Source organism: Fictibacillus nanhaiensis (assembly GCF_049537595.1).
Lineage (GTDB): Bacteria > Bacillota > Bacilli > Bacillales > Fictibacillaceae > Fictibacillus > Fictibacillus nanhaiensis_F.
Genome location: NZ_JBMULM010000010.1, coordinates 13,410 through 30,259 on the forward strand (window position 1 = coordinate 13,410; position 16,850 = coordinate 30,259).

The 16,850-nt window shown below is 39.5% G+C and carries 18 protein-coding genes; 7 read left to right on the forward strand and 11 right to left on the reverse strand.

The genetic code is table 11. The features are described from left to right. Nucleotides 1-19: 19 nt before the first annotated feature. The 4 genes from ACOZ9X_RS20860 to ACOZ9X_RS20875 all read right to left on the reverse strand — a co-directional run bounded on the left by ACOZ9X_RS20860 (nucleotide 20) and on the right by ACOZ9X_RS20875 (nucleotide 5,544). Nucleotides 20-2,218 carry a transglutaminase domain-containing protein gene (locus ACOZ9X_RS20860; RefSeq protein ID WP_423419788.1) on the reverse strand — a complete coding sequence of 733 codons (2,199 nt, stop codon included), beginning with the start codon at nucleotides 2,216-2,218 and terminating at the stop codon, nucleotides 20-22. Next, a complete protein-coding gene (locus ACOZ9X_RS20865; protein WP_423419789.1) occupies nucleotides 2,205-3,476 on the reverse strand; it encodes a DUF58 domain-containing protein in 1,272 nt (423 codons plus the stop codon). Before ACOZ9X_RS20865 ends, ACOZ9X_RS20860 begins: the two co-directional genes overlap by 14 nt. After that, nucleotides 3,476-4,450, reverse strand: a complete 975-nt coding sequence (locus ACOZ9X_RS20870; RefSeq protein ID WP_423419790.1) for an AAA family ATPase — start codon at nucleotides 4,448-4,450, stop codon at nucleotides 3,476-3,478. Before ACOZ9X_RS20870 ends, ACOZ9X_RS20865 begins: the two co-directional genes overlap by 1 nt. A 383-nt stretch (nucleotides 4,451-4,833) precedes the next feature. Beyond that, nucleotides 4,834-5,544, reverse strand: a complete 711-nt coding sequence (locus ACOZ9X_RS20875; RefSeq protein WP_423419791.1) for a hypothetical protein — start codon at nucleotides 5,542-5,544, stop codon at nucleotides 4,834-4,836. Between the two features lie 292 nt (nucleotides 5,545-5,836). On the opposite strand from ACOZ9X_RS20875, the gene ACOZ9X_RS20880 reads away from it, so the two are divergent. From ACOZ9X_RS20880 to ACOZ9X_RS20900, 5 genes are all read left to right on the forward strand, one after another. Then, complete coding sequence (locus tag ACOZ9X_RS20880) at nucleotides 5,837-6,007, forward strand: hypothetical protein (protein ID WP_423419792.1); 171 nt, start codon at nucleotides 5,837-5,839, stop codon at nucleotides 6,005-6,007. A 117-nt stretch (nucleotides 6,008-6,124) separates the two neighbouring features. After that, nucleotides 6,125-6,475: a hypothetical protein gene (locus ACOZ9X_RS20885; RefSeq protein ID WP_423419793.1), complete on the forward strand. Its 351-nt coding sequence runs from the start codon at nucleotides 6,125-6,127 to the stop codon at nucleotides 6,473-6,475. 194 nt (nucleotides 6,476-6,669) lie between these two features. Beyond that, entirely contained in the window at nucleotides 6,670-7,194 is a 525-nt protein-coding gene (locus tag ACOZ9X_RS20890) for an ECF transporter S component (RefSeq protein WP_423419794.1), read from the forward strand. A 130-nt stretch (nucleotides 7,195-7,324) separates the two neighbouring features. Next, a complete protein-coding gene (locus ACOZ9X_RS20895; protein ID WP_423419795.1) occupies nucleotides 7,325-7,732 on the forward strand; it encodes a hypothetical protein in 408 nt (135 codons plus the stop codon). Nucleotides 7,733-7,870: 138 nt separating this feature from the next. After that, nucleotides 7,871-9,052: a DUF4317 domain-containing protein gene (locus ACOZ9X_RS20900; protein ID WP_423419796.1), complete on the forward strand. Its 1,182-nt coding sequence runs from the start codon at nucleotides 7,871-7,873 to the stop codon at nucleotides 9,050-9,052. Between the two features lie 87 nt (nucleotides 9,053-9,139). Here ACOZ9X_RS20900 and ACOZ9X_RS20905 read toward each other — a convergent pair whose 3' ends face one another. The 4 genes from ACOZ9X_RS20905 to groES form a co-directional block, all read right to left on the reverse strand. Beyond that, nucleotides 9,140-9,835 (reverse strand): hypothetical protein, encoded by a 696-nt coding sequence (locus ACOZ9X_RS20905; RefSeq protein ID WP_423419797.1) that lies wholly within the window; start codon nucleotides 9,833-9,835, stop codon nucleotides 9,140-9,142. Between the two features lie 33 nt (nucleotides 9,836-9,868). Beyond that, complete coding sequence (locus ACOZ9X_RS20910) at nucleotides 9,869-11,302, reverse strand: deoxyguanosinetriphosphate triphosphohydrolase (RefSeq protein ID WP_423419798.1); 1,434 nt, start codon at nucleotides 11,300-11,302, stop codon at nucleotides 9,869-9,871. A gap of 249 nt (nucleotides 11,303-11,551) precedes the next feature. Further along, nucleotides 11,552-13,189: a chaperonin GroEL gene (gene groL / locus ACOZ9X_RS20915; protein ID WP_328084772.1), complete on the reverse strand. Its 1,638-nt coding sequence runs from the start codon at nucleotides 13,187-13,189 to the stop codon at nucleotides 11,552-11,554. A gap of 101 nt (nucleotides 13,190-13,290) precedes the next feature. Continuing rightward, nucleotides 13,291-13,575, reverse strand: coding sequence for a co-chaperone GroES (gene groES / locus ACOZ9X_RS20920; protein ID WP_137792218.1), 285 nt, complete (start codon nucleotides 13,573-13,575; stop codon nucleotides 13,291-13,293). Between the two features lie 246 nt (nucleotides 13,576-13,821). Between groES and ACOZ9X_RS20925 the strand changes: the two genes are divergently transcribed. Both ACOZ9X_RS20925 and ACOZ9X_RS20930 read left to right on the forward strand, forming a co-directional pair. Beyond that, on the forward strand, nucleotides 13,822-14,535 hold the full coding sequence (locus ACOZ9X_RS20925; protein WP_423419799.1) for a lysostaphin resistance A-like protein: 714 nt from the start codon (nucleotides 13,822-13,824) through the stop codon (nucleotides 14,533-14,535). Continuing rightward, complete coding sequence (locus ACOZ9X_RS20930) at nucleotides 14,532-14,735, forward strand: YdiK family protein (protein WP_153236451.1); 204 nt, start codon at nucleotides 14,532-14,534, stop codon at nucleotides 14,733-14,735. Before ACOZ9X_RS20925 ends, ACOZ9X_RS20930 begins: the two co-directional genes overlap by 4 nt. Before the next feature lie 467 nt (nucleotides 14,736-15,202). On the opposite strand, the gene tatC is transcribed toward ACOZ9X_RS20930, so the two are convergent. The 3 genes from tatC to ACOZ9X_RS20945 are packed head-to-tail and all read right to left on the reverse strand — an operon-like array spanning nucleotide 15,203 to nucleotide 16,831. Then, entirely contained in the window at nucleotides 15,203-15,985 is a 783-nt protein-coding gene (gene tatC, locus ACOZ9X_RS20935; RefSeq protein ID WP_423419800.1) for a twin-arginine translocase subunit TatC, read from the reverse strand. Between the two features lie 12 nt (nucleotides 15,986-15,997). Beyond that, nucleotides 15,998-16,177 (reverse strand): twin-arginine translocase TatA/TatE family subunit, encoded by a 180-nt coding sequence (locus ACOZ9X_RS20940; protein WP_118156255.1) that lies wholly within the window; start codon nucleotides 16,175-16,177, stop codon nucleotides 15,998-16,000. 18 nt (nucleotides 16,178-16,195) lie between these two features. Beyond that, nucleotides 16,196-16,831, reverse strand: a complete 636-nt coding sequence (locus ACOZ9X_RS20945) for a redox-sensing transcriptional repressor Rex (RefSeq protein ID WP_144704923.1) — start codon at nucleotides 16,829-16,831, stop codon at nucleotides 16,196-16,198. Nucleotides 16,832-16,850: the final 19 nt, after the last annotated feature.

The window sequence follows — 16,850 nt, forward strand, 5'->3', positions numbered from 1 at the left end:
ACAATGCCTGTTATAGCGGTCAAGGGCGGATTCTTTTAATTAAATTTTCCCACAATTCTTTATGAAAATCATTCCACAGATCTGACTGCTTTTTCGGACTGAATTGCACGCCTTCATAAGCTTTAGCGAGGATCCTCATGTCCTTTGAATCAAGCTCTCTGTCAACATACAGAGCATACTCTCTCAAAGTAAAAGCAGGTCTTCTTTTTATGCCATATACCTTTAACAGCCACATCAAGCGTTCGAATGCTTCTTCAAAGCTATCAGCGCCTTTTTTGTGTTTATAGCGCCAGATCGTGTACTGACGAAGCCATTTTCTCCGGGACAGATAAGCGAGCCCCGCGATCACAACCAAGCTGATTAATAAGATAACAGCTAATGTTCCTACTGATTTCAAAATTGAATTTGAACCTGTTTTTTCTCCAGAAGCAGCTTTATCGTCCTTCGTTACGTCTTTTTCAGGCTTGTCCGGCTGAGTTGGAACCGGTGCAGCTGGTGTGGAATCTGTTTCTTCGCTCTCTGGCTCGAATGGATTATCAAATCCACGCGTCGGCTCGAAAGGAACCCATCCGATTCCTGAAAAATACACTTCTACCCAAGAGTGGGCGTTTGCGTTTGTAACGGTATATTCACGAAGACCATCATCACCAAGTGCTTCAAAGGTTCCAGGAGTGAAGCCTTTTACCCAACGAGCAGGTATGCCAACAGAACGTAACATCACGACCATCGACGTGGAAAAGTTATCGCAATACCCTTTTTTCGTTTCAAATAAAAATTGATCGACGTAATCTTCATCGCGCTTTGGAACCGCAACTTCAATCGTGTTGTAGCCGTAGGCGTTTTTAGCAAAATAACCTTCCACCGTTTTAACTTTATCGTAGACCGTTGGTTGGTTTGCTGTTACGTTGCGAGCTAAATTTTTTACCCTTTCTGGTAAGGTACTTGGAAGCTGCAGGTAATTTTCACTTATAGCTTCTGGGTATTGATTTGTTGAAGCCTTTAACTGCTCTTCTTTAATAACAGGCAGCTGGTAATCCATCTCGTATTTTGAAAGCTTCTCTTCTTTTCCACCTTTAAAGGAAGAAATTTTTCCGTTTACACCATCTAACTGATAGTTGATATCCGATTCTGTTTCAATGTTGATCAGCTTACCTGGAATCATTAAAAATGAATATTCTTTTCTTTTTTCCGCTTCAATACGTGCTTTATGGTCTTTCATTTCTAATCCTTCTTCCCAGATACGCGTGTAATTCGTATCAGCGGAAGGATTATCTGCTTCTAAAGCGATCGCCTGAGTCGGGATCACATTCTCCCACCCTTTACCGGTATAGAATTCCTTCGTTTCTATCCGCCAATAATGCCTGCCATTATCATAAGCGGTGAAGATTGGCGTATAGTCGAATTCAAACGGCCCACCAAGTTGACTGTCGTTTTCACCATAACCAATCTTTGCGATCCCAGCTCCTTTTCCTAGTCCTTCTTCTCCGTCTTTTCCTGACATGTTCTGGATGAACGGAACAGGATCTGGCCACATAGGAGATGCTTTTGGTGCCACATACCCTAGAGCTGACGACAACGCGATAACTCCAGATAGTGGTGCAACCCAAAGAACAGGGAACTTTCCTTTTAAAAGTGAGAAGCCTTGTGTTTCAATAATCTTCATCATACGTAAGATACCGACCAAGATCAGTCCGATGAAAACCGTACGGATGATAGCGAACTTCCCATCATACACCGTAAATGTATCCAGTATCGAAATATAGATGACTGTGATCAAGAAGAACAGGAAGATTCTGCGTGTTTGGACGAGCCAATAATGCATCAAATAACTGACGAGCCAGAGTAAAATAAAAAACAATAAACTCCGAGAGAGCGACGTCATCTCATCCCAGTTCTGGTCTGAAAACAATCCAAGATTATATTGAATGTCTTCGATTAAGAATGGCACCCACTTAAACGATAAAAAGACATCAAAAAAGTATAGCGAATGAAGCGCATATAACATCGCTCCCAACTTCACCGGAAATGAGATCCAGAACGGAAGCTGAAAATAAGTGACGATAAACAAAAAGAGCGTGTACATCACAAAAATCTGGATATCGTTCGTCGTCGTAAGCTCTTTAAGCGGTCTTAACCACTCCCATAAAAGAAGAAAGCCTAAGCCGTACAGAACTAAGACGTGTAGCGTTGACGCTTGTTGCTGATTAGATTGAGGCATACGTGCCACCTGCCTTCAGCGCTTCGTTAAAGTCAGTACCAATGATCGGTGTTACAGGTACACCGAACTGTCTGATTCGAGAGATATACGTGAGTTCTTGACTCTTAAGTTTAGAATCAAGCGCTAAGTAAAAGAAGATTACGTTCGTTTGCTGTCTCGATGCGATGAGCTCGAGTGTTTTCATCGTGTATTCAGAAAGGTTCGGCGATATAATAAGCGCCGTCTTTCCTTCCATATAACCTGCCATGTATTCCTGCTTCAACCGTTCTTCAAATGGAAGCTTCACGTCTGATTTTACTTTTGCTAGTTCGTGAAAAATCCTCCACTCTTGTTCGACCCCAATATTCATCGGTATTTCTTTTCCTGACAACGGATGATAGCCGATAGAACCACCCTTTGAGATCGCATAGTGAACGATGGATGCCGCAAGTGAAACGCCGCGTTCAAACAACCAATCATGCGTGCCGTAGCTCTTTTCACAATGATCGAGCACGATCACAAAATCATCGTTCCGCTGTTGTTCGAACACCTTTGTCAGCAGCTTGTTCGACCTGGCACTCGCTTTCCAGTGCAGCCAGTTCATTCGGTCGCCAGCCACATAATCACGAACACTGACGGTCGATGTATAGTCGGTAAACGAACGCTTCCCGACTTTTTTCATACCAGATTGAAGCATCTTTCCTGCTTCCCACCGCTCAATATCTTGATATTGAGGATATACAAAGATCTGATCTTGAACGGAGACACTCGTACTCTTTAAGACAAAGCCAAAGATGTCCCCTGTACTGATTTGAATCTGATCGAATTTAAACAATCCGCGCGGTGCCGGATTAATGGTATACGAATATTCCAGATGCCTGCGGAACAACGGAAACAACAGAATACGAGACTGGATCTGATGCGTATTGCCCTCATATCGCGTTTCACGAAGCAGTACCTCTGGCAGGACGTCCTCTAATACAACGTAAAAAAGCGGAAAGTTGCTTCTTCGTTTGATGACGATCGTGACTTCTACTTCTTCGCCTGCCATCAGTTTGTTTTTAGAGATAAATCGCTCAACCTTCAACCGCTGAATCGGATAGAAAGCCATCGTAATGGAATAAAGAACGAGCGGAAGTACGCTGTAAAACAAAAACCAGCTTACGAATCCTCCTTGAAACATGGCAAAAGAGAACGTAACAAGTAGTAAGAAGATGATCCCTGAAAACCCGATCGGTGTTTTATACCGCTCCCGAAATTTATGGAGAAATGCTTTCATTACGCATGCTGTTCCTTATGAATAGGTGCAGGCACGCGGGCCAAAAGCTCATTGATCACTTCTTCAGCTGAGACCCCTTCAAAACGAGCTTCAGGTTTTAATAGCACACGATGGACAAGAACATACGGTGCTAAGTATTTCACATCATCAGGGATAACAAAATCACGGTTCATGAGCATTGCAAAAGCCTGTGCTGCTTTTAATAACGCGAGCGATCCACGCGGACTAACGCCGAGCGCAATGGATTTATGGTTACGTGTACGGTTGATCAGATCGACGATATATCGCTTGATCGAATCCGATACATAGATGTTCTTCACGGCCGTTTTCAGTTCTGAGATCTCTTCAGGTGAGATGGCTGGTTTAAGTAGGTGGATTGGGTGTTCGTTTCCGATTACGTTCAGTACATTAAACTCTTCCTCAGGAGTCGGATACCCCATCGTCAGCTTCATTAAGAAACGATCAAGCTGTGCTTCTGGAAGTGGATAAGTTCCTTCGTACTCGATTGGGTTTTGGGTGGCCATAACTAAGAATGGATCGGGCAATATGTGAGTCTGCCCATCAACCGTCATGCTCATTTCTTCCATCGATTCAAGAAGAGCAGATTGTGTCTTAGGTGATGTACGGTTGATCTCATCAGCTAGAATAATGTTTCCAACGAGAGGACCTGGTCTGAATTCAAAACTCATATCTTTTTGGTTATATATGGATACCCCCGTCATATCAGACGGCAATAGATCTGGTGTGAACTGGATGCGGTTAAAGGTCAGGCCCAGAGATTTTGCGATGGATCGCACCATCATCGTCTTCCCTACTCCTGGTACGTCTTCAAGTAAAACATGTCCCCCTGCTAATAACGAAACAAGCGTTAACTCTGTAACCTTTTTCTTACCTACCATAACTTTTTCTACGTTCGCGATAACCTCTCTAAGATGAGGATGATATTCAAATGTCTTTTCATTTCTAGCGTTCATGATAGACTCCCCTCTAACATTTCTGTCTCTACATTATTTAATTTTTTCTTTCCTTTAAATATTCTCATCAGACAGACGATATTCCTTGTTTTTTTACAAAAAAAGAGAAGTTTCGATATTAGTAAGTAAATAAAAAAGATGCACCCTATACAGTGCACCGTGATTGCTCTTTCTGGTTTTGTCATAAGTTCTTAAACTCTAATTTCCAAGGCCTAATATGTATGCTGTTTTTGTAGATATTTCTCGGGAAATTGTAGAAATATGACGATTAGTTTTTGAGGATTGTATCATGTATCGTTATAAAATCCATATCGGGTCACAATATATCTATACAAATAGAGCTTGGTAACGGTTAACCGTATCGCCCCCCGATACATACGAACTTACTTTCTAAATAAAGAAAGAATGGCTTCCCATTTGCTCTTCGGTCGGCTTTGTACCACGATTTCTAATCGTCTATTAAAATCGTTCTGTAGACGCCATTCTTTGATCTGTTCTTCTCTTAACTTTTGAATTTCCTGCTGCAGAAGTTCACTTTTCTCTTTTTCCTGTTCTAGCAATGCTTCGTATTGTTCTTTCTGTTGATTGGTCAGCTTCTCAATCTTAGCGTTCGTTTTCTGAGCGGCGTTTCCAACATTGGCACTGATCGCATGATGGTCTTGCTGAAGTCTTGAAACGGTTACTTTAAGTTCTGACATATCGTTTGTCAGCTGGGCATTCATCTCGCGCGTCGCTGCTAATTCATTAGCTAACAACATTAAGACTTCTCTTAATTGGTTCGGATCTTGTGGAAGATTCTCATATGTATCGGGTAGCGCTACGTCCGTTTGGTTCGTTTCTTTCAGTCTGTCTTTTTGTTGAACTACGAGATCTTTAGCTGTATCGTCTAATGGTTTGTCTGTATCGCGTAGCGCTATGAGTGATTCGATGTCAGATTGAACAAAGATACGGCGATCTCCATCCTTTAAAAACTCGTATCCATTACGTTCTAGAATTTGGCCATACTTACGCACTGTCGGTGTTGCAATCCCTACTTCTTCTGCAACTTCCTTGGAGGAGAAAGCTCGTTCATTCGGTTGTATATCACGTCGCATATCGGACCTCCTATTCTACTTATATAATACCATTTATTTCATGTCATATCACGTAGCGATACGAACTTAAACTATACACTTATCCTTTATTATAACTTTCGAAATAACTAGGTTGGTTTTTGTTCTAAACTACCAAAAACACATTAAAAACTCTTAATAAAATCGAGAACAAAATGGGACAGCCGTTTTTTTTGCTTTGTGTGACAGGGGTTTATGCTTGTCCATTTCAACTGCATAGAATGTAAGTATAAGGGGCCCCTTATAAAACTGCTATAGAAAGGGGTGAATTAACATGCCGATTACTCCTCCAACAGGTTTTCTGGAAGGTCTCCTTTGTCAGGTGGGCGTACTTTTGCTTTATATTTTGTTAACACTTGCAATTGTTGTCGCTCAATTGTTTGGCATTGATGCGACTCAAATTGATGTAGCTCGCGACGCTTTATCTGACGCTTGTGCTGTTTAAAAAAACTGCTGTTGATCTAACTTAAATATCGATTATGGAAATCTAGAAGATTATCATGCTATTTAATAATCTTCTAGATTTTTCTGTACATGATTCGAGCATAAAGGTGGTGATAGAATGACCGAAAATAAAAATGATAAGCAAGATCCTAAACTTAATTTGGCTACTAATTTATTTAAGAGCGATAATCCACTGGATTTAAATTCAATGATGCAACTAGCCACTTCCCTTTTAAAAAATGAAACGCTCATGCATTCAGTAACTGATAGGATGAAACAACAACCCACTCAAAAAGTTTCATCAGATAAGGAAAATTCTGAGACGGTTGAAATCACGAAAGAACTTGAAAAGATTACAGAAAATCTTCATCTTTTGTTTCAGAAGCTAGAAATTATTAAGACTGACTTAGATGAAATAAAACAAGAACAAAGAAAGAATCAAAACCGTTTTACCAAGTTCTTAAGTTGATTTAAAAAGTAATGTAATTGTCTTTTGTTCGAATTAAATCGAATAAAAGACTCTTTTTATGGTTACTGGGTAAAAATTTTCATAATTTACTATTTTCTCAAGTACCTTGGACAGATATAATGGATAAGTAAGAAAAGCGCATTCAATAGATACAACGCGTATCTAGATCCAATATAAATGAAAGAGGTAATTGCGTGAATACAACATACACACATACACAAAGTACGAAAACAAGAGCTTTAGTTATTAGCGCACTATTCGTGGCACTGACTCTAGTTGCAACGATGTTCATCAACATTAAGCTTCCGATTGCAGGAAACGGCGGACTTATCCACTTAGGTAACATTCCTCTATTCGTAGCGGCTTTTGTTTTCGGCAGAAGAACAGGTGCTATTGCGGGAGCCTTTGGCATGGGCTTATTCGATCTTCTATCTGGTTATACCATTTGGGCTCCGTTCACATTTATCATTGTTGGTGCAATGGGCTATGTAGCGGGCGTTATAGCGGAAAAAGTCCCAGGTAAACGAGTACTCGTCTACTCAATGGCAGTTGTGGTAGCTATGCTGATTAAAGTGGTAGGCTATTATTTTGCAGAAGTGGTGCTCTACAGCAACTGGATCGTACCGTTTGGATCCATTCCAGGAAACGTTCTGCAAGTTGGATTTGCTGGACTTGTCGTGGTTCCACTTGTAGCACGTATTAAGAAAAGAATTCTTTAGTAATAGAGACCCTGTATCGTATCGGCTTAACCGCTATGCGATATGGGGTTTTTTATGTTTACAAAGTACCCTGAAACCTTTTAAGAATATGAAGCGACTTACTATAAAAGGGATATTTTAGGGGTGTGAAATGAAGAAGTCATTACTTAGCGTGTTTTTAATTACCTGTTGTATCTTGTTTGCTGGGTGCAGCATATATTCGGAAAGTAAAGAGACAGCTCCAAACCTCATAAAGCAGGATACAAAAGAGACGCTTATCATTACAGGCGAAGTGAAGAAGACTTTTAAAAATGACAAGGCCATTAGAATTGCTAGAGATGCAGTACAGTCTGCTGAAAGAATACCTGGAATTTTAAATGTGTCAAAAAATAATTTAGAGATGACTTTTGTTGATTCAAACGGTAAAAAGGAAAGCTATTTACTTTGGTTACGAAAAGAAAGTGATAGTGGCATGATTATGTATGCCGACGAAACGAGTACAGGTTATACCCTGCAACGAGTTGATGTTGTTAAATTAAAAAAGCTGTTAAACTTTTAAGGCAATCAATCCATGAACCAACAAAAACTTCACCTTCACACTTCACTACTTCTGAATGTTAAAATAAAGAATACTTCCCTGTTAGACATATAGAGAGTGTCGACTTAAAATCGCAACAACTTAGGAGTGTATACAAGCATGAACAAAAAAGATATCGCTCAAATACGAAAACAGTTCAAGAAAGAGAACGACCTATTGAAGATTTCTAGCATCTTTAATGTGTATATTACGAAAGAATCCAGCGAGATCTACCATCACGTGAGTCAGCCTTTCGAGATGCTAGATGCTGAACAACAAGAGCTCTTTTTCAATAACTTTAAAAAATTGCTTGGTGGAAATCTCGATGAAAAGTTATTTGAATTAAAGTTTAATAGAAATGCTGAAAACAATAGCCAGCTTATTTTGCACCAGGGGTTACTTGCCAGCGATACAGAAGACTGGAAAGAACGCATGCTTCAAATGGTAGGGAAAATGCTACTAAACCGTCAGTACGAAAAGGATATCGTGATTACCTTTATTAAGGGAGAATACTATAAGCCGACGAAACGCAAAAATGATGAGGCTGAGATTAGTGAACGTGATGCTGTCTACTCCTTCCCCTTTATTTTGTGCAGCATAAATAATACACAAGAACCGAAGAAAGAACTGCTCTTTGATTATGTGGAAAAAGAGTTCAAGTACAATTTCGTGGTCGATCCTGTTATTAACCTGAACGCGCCGATCGGAGGATTCCTCTTCCCTTGTTTCAGTGATAATGCAGCAGACGTGAACCATATCTTGTATTCAGCAGGTAAAGTTCATGAGCCTGATTATGAGTTCATCGTGGACGTTTTAAATGGCGAGGAAATCATGACAGCAAAAGACGATAAGATCGTGTTTGAAGAAATCATTAAAGACGTCACACAAGATCAATTAAACACGTCTACCCTATCCAATGTGTATGAAGAAATCAACCGGATGATTGAAGAGAACGAAGAGGAAGAACATCCACGATTAGACTCCAAGGACGTTGAACGCGTATTGAAAGCGAGCGGTGTTGAAGATATCAATGTGGAAAAGGTTGAGTCAGCTTTCCAAAAAGTCATTGATGATGATAAGTATGAAATAAAAGCAAGCAGTGTTGTACCGAAATACAACTCGAAGTCTATTAAAATTGACACGAAGGTAGCTAAAATCTCGATTAGTCCCCAAGATCTAAGATACGTAAAACAAGTGCAGCTTAGCGGTAAACGGTACCTCATGATTGAAGTTGAGGAAGATACGGTGATTGAAGGCTTTACGATGATTCCGGAGGCTTTTGGGGAGAAGATTGAGAAGTAAATATTAAAAAAGCATCCCACAAAATTATTTGTGGGATGCTTTTTGAGTTATTAGTAATAAACTTAGAATTTCTTTATTTTATAAATATTAAGAATAAATACTCTCCAGTTCTTCACGAACATCTTTCCGAGTTAAATATTCATTCTTATAATGAGAAATTTGAAGTTTGTGCAGTTTTTCATGAAAATTTTTATATAGACTAATTGATTTTTTATATTCTTCTTTTAAGTCTGAAGAAAATTCATAATTATACTTCTTTTTAAACAACAATGCTCTTAACAAATTTAACTCTTTTTGTGGATTATCTTTTAGGACTATATTAATCAATTTATTTTCCATCGACCATCTTAATTCATCAGCATATAAAGTATCATGATTAAAGTTATACACTATACCATCTACACTCAGGAAGACAGATTTAGCAAGATTTCTTTCTCCAGCTATTAATTTTTTTTCTTTAAAGGCCCATGTGTTTTCAAGTTTCCATATATCAAATTCAATATTTTCGATCTTGACCTTATAGCCACCAAAACGATTTTTACTATACAATTGATTTTCTATAATTGATTCAAATAATGATTCATTATTTTGATTAAGTTTTACTGCAATATCAAAATCTCTTGGCATATTTCTGTACTCATTATAAAGGTAATAATCTCTAATAGACCCACCGAAAAATAACAATTCACCAATCTCAGAAAGATTTTTAATGAAACTTATGGAAAGTGGATAATCCCGCAACAAATTAAATATTTCTGATTTTATTGTTGTGTTTGAATCCATAATAATTCACCCATTCCTAATCATTAAAATTTATTAAGGTAGTTTGACACCTAGTAGCTTTTGATGCAAACTTACAGCATAAGAGTCGGTCATACCTGATATAAAATCAGTAATTAAAATTAATCGGTTATATAATGATAATTCTTCAAATTTTATATTAGGAAGTCCATCGCTGTCAAGAGATTGAATATGTCTAAAATTCTCTGAGATTAGGTGGAAAAGTTTTTCTTTCTTTAATCTTGTTTTCGGCTTTGTATCTATATTAACAACAGCATCTACAAATAAATCTAAAAGATCACTAATTACTCGATCTCCAACTAACTCTAATGTAATAACTTCATTATCACTATAACAATATTCCCTAGATATTCCTTTTAATATCTTCTCTAAATCTCTTGCAGTAGACGCCTCTAACAATCCACCCTCAAATGTACCGGACATTATATCATCGTATCGACTTTTAAAAACCTCAATAACTGCTTTTATCATTATTCCTTGTGCTGCTACCTTGAAGTTTTGCACATTTACAAGGTTTTTGTTAGGCACTTTATTTTCGTTTGCTTGATCTCTATATTTTTTTAACCTTGCATAGTCACTAACATAATGTTCCTCAAGATAATTTGAAATTTTCTCATACTCTTCTTCCCACTTAACAATACCCTTTTTTACTCCATCTTCAACATCTGCAGTTAAATAAGCAATATCATCAGCTGCTTCAAGTAGGTACGTTGCAGGATGTCTTCTTTCACCGATCCCAACTTCTTTATGTAAATCTTCATATAACTGCTTCTCTGAATAGAAATAACCAAATTTTTCTTTTTTAATAGCTTTCTCATGATCAGATGCCCATGGATATTTCATTAAGGTAGCTAGAGTACCATATGTAAAATTAGCTCCATGTTGATCATTTAAAAACTGAAGTTTGGTCAGTATTCTAATGGCTTGAGCATTTCCTTCAAAATATCTAAAATCATTTTTTTGTTGAGTATTTAATGGACTAAAACCTTTAGATATATATGAATCTTCTATTTCATTAAAAGCACTGCTCTTAAACCATTTAACAAACCAATTTCTAATAATGTCTTCACCATAGTGACCAAAAGGTGGATTGCCTAAGTCATGAACTAAACAAGAAACCTCTACTAAAGAAGCTAACTCTTTGACTTCCCAGAAGTGTTTAAACTTTTTTTCTTCTAATAACCATGTGCCAATATTCCATGCCATAGATCTCCCTAAAGAAGCTACCTCCATTGAGTGTGTTAATCTTGTTCTTGTAAAGTCGTTTTCTTGAAGCGGAAATACTTGTGCTTTATCTTGTAGCCTCCTTAAAGAGGAAGAATAAATAATGCGATCGTAATCTTTATCAAATTCATTTCTATGGGTCATGGTATCTGATATTGATTCTCTTTGTCTCTTTTTATTTAATAAATTATCCCAACTTAATTTAGCACTCATTTTAGTACTCATTTTAACCCCCATTATTTTCTAGTAATTATAAATAAACATAACATTATAAGTTATTAGCGAGCAATAAGTGATTTGCCTCTCATATAATTTTAATTAGTAAATTAATGGTTTGTATCACACAGTTACTATACTTATTCTTCGAGCCTATGTGTAGAAGTATAAAAAGACTACTCACTATAATTAGGAGTAGTCCTTTTATTAGAAAAACATAAGTTGTTATAATATAACTCGTTTCTCAAAAGAAATTCGTTACATCATGCCGCCCATTCCACCCATGCCCATGCCGGACATGTCAGGCATTCCGCCGCCAGCGTTTTCTTCTGGCTTATCCGCGATTACCGCTTCTGTTGTTAAGAACATTGCAGATACGGATGCTGCGTTTTGTAGAGCTGAACGTGTAACTTTAGTTGGGTCAACGATTCCGGATTCGAACATGTTTACCCACTCGCCAGTTGCCGCGTTGAAGCCGATTCCGATTTCTTCGTTCTTCAGACGCTCAACCACTACAGATCCTTCAAGACCTGCGTTGTGTGCGATTTGACGAACTGGCTCTTCTAGTGCACGAAGTACTAGTTTCACACCTGTTAACTCATCGCCAGTCGCTTCTACTTGAGCGATCGCTTTTAGCACGTTAACTAGAGCTGTACCACCACCGGATACGATACCCTCTTCAACTGCTGCACGCGTTGAGTTAAGTGCGTCTTCGATACGAAGTTTGCGCTCTTTTAGCTCAGTTTCTGTAGCTGCACCAACTTTGATTACCGCTACTCCACCCGCTAATTTCGCTAGGCGCTCTTGTAATTTTTCTTTATCAAACTCAGAAGTTGTTTCTTCGAGTTGTGCTTTGATTTGGTTAACACGAGCTGCAATCTTAGCAGAATCTCCAGCACCTTCTACGATTGTTGTGTTTTCTTTTGTAACGACAACTTTAGAAGCTGTACCAAGCTGCGTGATGTTTGCAGTCTTAAGGTCAAGACCTAGCTCTTCAGTAATTACTTCACCGCCAGTTAGTACTGCGATGTCTTCTAGCATTGCTTTACGGCGGTCACCGAATCCAGGAGCTTTTACAGCTACTGCATTGAATGTTCCGCGAAGCTTGTTAACTACTAGAGTAGCAAGTGCTTCACCTTCAACGTCTTCAGCGATCAACAATAGAGATTTCCCTTGTTGAACCACTTGCTCAAGAACTGGAAGAATTTCTTGGATGTTCGTAATCTTCTTATCTGTGATAAGGATGTACGGGTTCTCAAGCTCTGCTTCCATCTTGTCAGAGTTAGTTACCATGTATGGAGATGCGTATCCGCGGTCGAACTGCATACCTTCAACCACTTCAAGCTCTGTTGTGAATCCTTTTGATTCTTCGATGGTGATAACGCCGTCGTTTCCAACGCGCTCCATCGCTTCAGCAATCAATTGCCCTACTTCTTCGTCAGCTGCAGAGATCGCCGCAACTTGTGCGATAGACTCTTTGCCTTCGATTGGTTTAGAGATCGCTTTTAGTTCTTGAACAGCAGCAGCCGTTGCTTTTTCGATCCCTTTGCGAAGTACCATTGGGTTTGCTCCGCTTGTTACGTTCTTTAATCCTTCACGGATCATCGCTTGAGCAAGAACCGTTGCAGTTGTCGTTCCGTCTCCTGCTACGTCGTTCGTTTTGCTCGCAACTTCAGCTACAAGCTTGGCACCCATGTTTTCGAATGCATCTTCAAGCTCGATTTCTTTTGCGATTGTAACACCGTCGTTTGTGATTAGAGGAGAACCGAATTTCTTCTCAAGCACAACGTTACGTCCTTTTGGTCCAAGTGTTACTTTTACAGCGTTCGCTAGTGCATCAACACCACGAAGCATTGAGCGGCGTGCGTCTTCACTAAATTTAATATCTTTAGCCATGTAAAAACCCTCCCATTAATTTTAAAAGTTAGTGACTTACATATGCTTTATGTTTGATTTATGTAGCTTCAAAATATTGAAGCTTCCCAGTTACCTAACGTTTAGCCTACGATCGCTAATACGTCAGACTCACGAAGAATCAAGAATTCTTTACCTTGGTACTTAACTTCTGTACCTGCGTATTTTGAGAAAATAATCGTGTTGCCTTCAGAAACTTCTAAAGAGATACGCTCGCCGTTATCCGTTACACGGCCCGTACCTACAGCAACAACTTTTCCTTCTTGAGGCTTTTCTTTTGCTGAATCTGGCAATACAATGCCGCTTGCAGTTTTTTCTTCACCTTCTACAAGCTCAATAATAATACGGTCACCTAGTGGCTTTAACAAGTGAAACACCCTCCTTAAATAGTTAAAAGATTTCTTATTAGCACTCTTTGTTAGTGAGTGCTAACTCCATTTCTAATAATAAATAAAACTAAAAAATTTTGCAAGTGAGAAATCTAAATATAAATCGAATTACCCTCAAATTCGATATCCTCGCGAGCCCTGCCTATTCTATGTTAAAATGGGTAAGCATATAAAGAGGTATGAAACGTAATTATTTTTAGGGCTGTACGTAAAGGAGAAGGTAATTTGAAGAAAAAATATTGGTGGATCATCTTCATATATATCGTGATGCAATTCTCAGGTTACATTGGAGTTCCACTGTTAAATGAACTTGGTGTTCCTAAAAATCAACTTTTTGGAATGTGGGGAACGTTCAGCTTTATCGCGGCTCTAGTTATTATCCTTTACATGCTGATCCCTGAAATGAGAGAACGCCACCGAAATTCTAAGCGCGTCTCAAAAGGATCTGCGGTTCTATGGTCGATCATCGGTATTTTCATGGCGTACGCCGCTCAAATTATCGCGAGCATGATCGAGATGAACCTGTTTGGTATTCAGCCTGGATCAGAGAACACGAAGCAACTCGTAGAAATCGTGAAAAACGTTAAATATTTTATGATTGTAACGGCCATCGTTGGGCCAATACTAGAAGAGATCATCTTTCGAAAGATCATTTTCGGCTCTCTTCATAAACGCTTTAATTTCTTTATCTCTGCTTTGATCAGTTCTTTAATCTTTGCTGCTGTTCATGCGGACTTCACACACTTATTAATCTACACGGCAATGGGCTTCACGTTCGCTTTTCTCTATGTTAAAACGCAACGTCTTATCGTACCGATTGCAGCACACGTTGCCATGAACACGCTCGTATTGATCGTTCAAGTATTATTTGCCGATAAAATCAAAGAAATGGAACAACAGCTAGAAACAGCGCAATTGATTATTGGAGGACTATTATGAAGACATCACCACTGTTTATGGCATTTTTATATCTAGGGATCGGAGTCGTCTTTACGTACTTAGCCGTTCATTACGCAAGCGAGTACGGCATGACAAGCTTCTGGACGATCATCACGATGGTCGTAGCAACCTTCGATTACGCGAATGCCATCCGCTATTTCGCATTAAACAGCCACTTGAAGAGAAAAAAGAAGAAATGATATGAGGGAACTGCTTCTTGATGGAGGCAGTTTTTTTGTTTGTGTGGGACTTTTGGGTGGTGCTTTGTGAGGTTGGCCAGTGGCTGAGGCGGGATTGGACAGATTATTGGCTGGTTTGGACAGATTATGTGGAGATTGGATAGATTAAGTTGGAGATTGGACAGATTATGTGGCCAATCGGACAGATTAATATCCGAATCCGACAGATTATCTTCATCAGCAGTACTTTAGGTGGTACCCGAATATCCCGCAAGCCACCTCAAACGATGCTTACTGTCGACTTCCACGGAAATACTGTCCACTTTTTGAGTTTTACTGTCCACTTTCGATGAAATACTGTCCACTTTTGCACATTTACTGTCCACTTCCCTATTTTTACTGTCCACTCCTACTCTAACTCTCACGTACCGCAGCTACCACTCCAACCACACAAAAAAGAGGATTCCCCGCGTGGAGTCATCCTCTTTTTAATCATGATACATAGCTTCTGCTTGGGCTTCTCGTTCTTTTACGAGTGCCTCGACTTCGGCTTTCATGCGTTTTTTATAGGCCGTCTTCGAAATGATGATGCTGATTTCGTATAACAGAATTAGCGGGAACGTAACCATTAAGTGAGACAGCAGCTCTGGCGGTGTAATTAATCCCGCTATTACTAAAATCCCAAAATAGGCTACTTTTCGTATGCTCTTTAGGAGATCAGGTGTTACGATTCCAAGTCGAGTCAGAAACATAATTAAGACTGGGAACTGGAACAATAGGCCGAACGGCAGTGTGATGTTGAATAGGAATGAGAAGTATTCCTGAATTCCGTATTCACCTTCTACACTGAGTGCCACGGCGACATTTCCCATAAAGCTCACAACGAACGGAAAAAGAATAAAGTACGAGAATGCGAGGCCCGTTAAGAAGAGCACGAATGCGATCGGGATGTACATGAGCGTTACTTTTCGTTCGTTCTCATAAAGACCTGGGCTGATGAATGCCCAGAGTTGGTACAATACCACTGGTGCAGATAGGACGAGGCCGATGAAGAAGGCAAACGTCATGTACACGTTCAGCGGATCGGTTAGATGAAAAGCGTTCATCTGAATGTTCTTTGCAATTGGATCACTTTGCAGATATACGATCACGGGCTTGGCTAAGAAAAATCCAGCGATCAAGAATACGAAGAAAGCTAGGATCGCCCACATGATGCGCTTTCGTAATTCGCCAATGTGACCGTATAGCGACATATTTTTTTCAGAGGTCATAGACAAACATCCTTACTTCTTCAGTTGTTCGCTTTCCTTTTTGTCATCTTCTTCGTCCATCATGCCTTTTGTCGCATTTTTGAACTCGCGAAGCGTTTTGCCTGCTGCTTTTCCTAGCTCAGGCAGCTTTTTCGGTCCAAACATAACAAGAGCTGCAAGTCCGATTACCGCGATACTTCCTGGTCCTAACATAACGATTACCTCCTTGTTTTAAGAGTAGTTTTTCATAAAATAAACAAGCGATTGCAATTCGACAGCTAAATCGATGTGATGAACACGAATCTCGGGTGAGACGGTCAATCGTGCGGGCGTGAAGTTTAAGATGCCTGTGACACCTGCGCGCTCTAACTGATCTGCGATCGGTTGAGCGGCTCCGACTGGAACGGTCAGGATCGCAACATCGATGCCGCGGTTCTTCAACTCTTGCTCGATGTCTTCTGTGTGATAGATCGGAACTCCTGCTATTTCGCTGCCGATTTTAGCTTTGTCTACATCGAATGCGACTTCTATTTTGGTATTGTTATTTTTGGTGAAATTATAATGTAAAAAGGCAGTGCCTAAGTTACCTACTCCGATTAACGCTACGGTTGTTGTTTCATCCTGGTTCAACGTCTTCGCGAAGAACGACAGCAGATAATTAACATTGTAGCCATAACCTTTTTTGCCTAATGCGCCAAAGTAAGAAAAATCTCTGCGGATTGTTGCAGAATCTACTTTCACGGCTTCGCTTAATTCAGCGGAAGACACCCTTTGTTTACCGGAAGACGATAAGTTTTTCAAAAAACGATAATACAAGGGCAGCCGTTTTGCTGTTGCGTGTGGTATTTTTAACTGATCTTGATTCATATTTGGAGCCCTCCAAGTT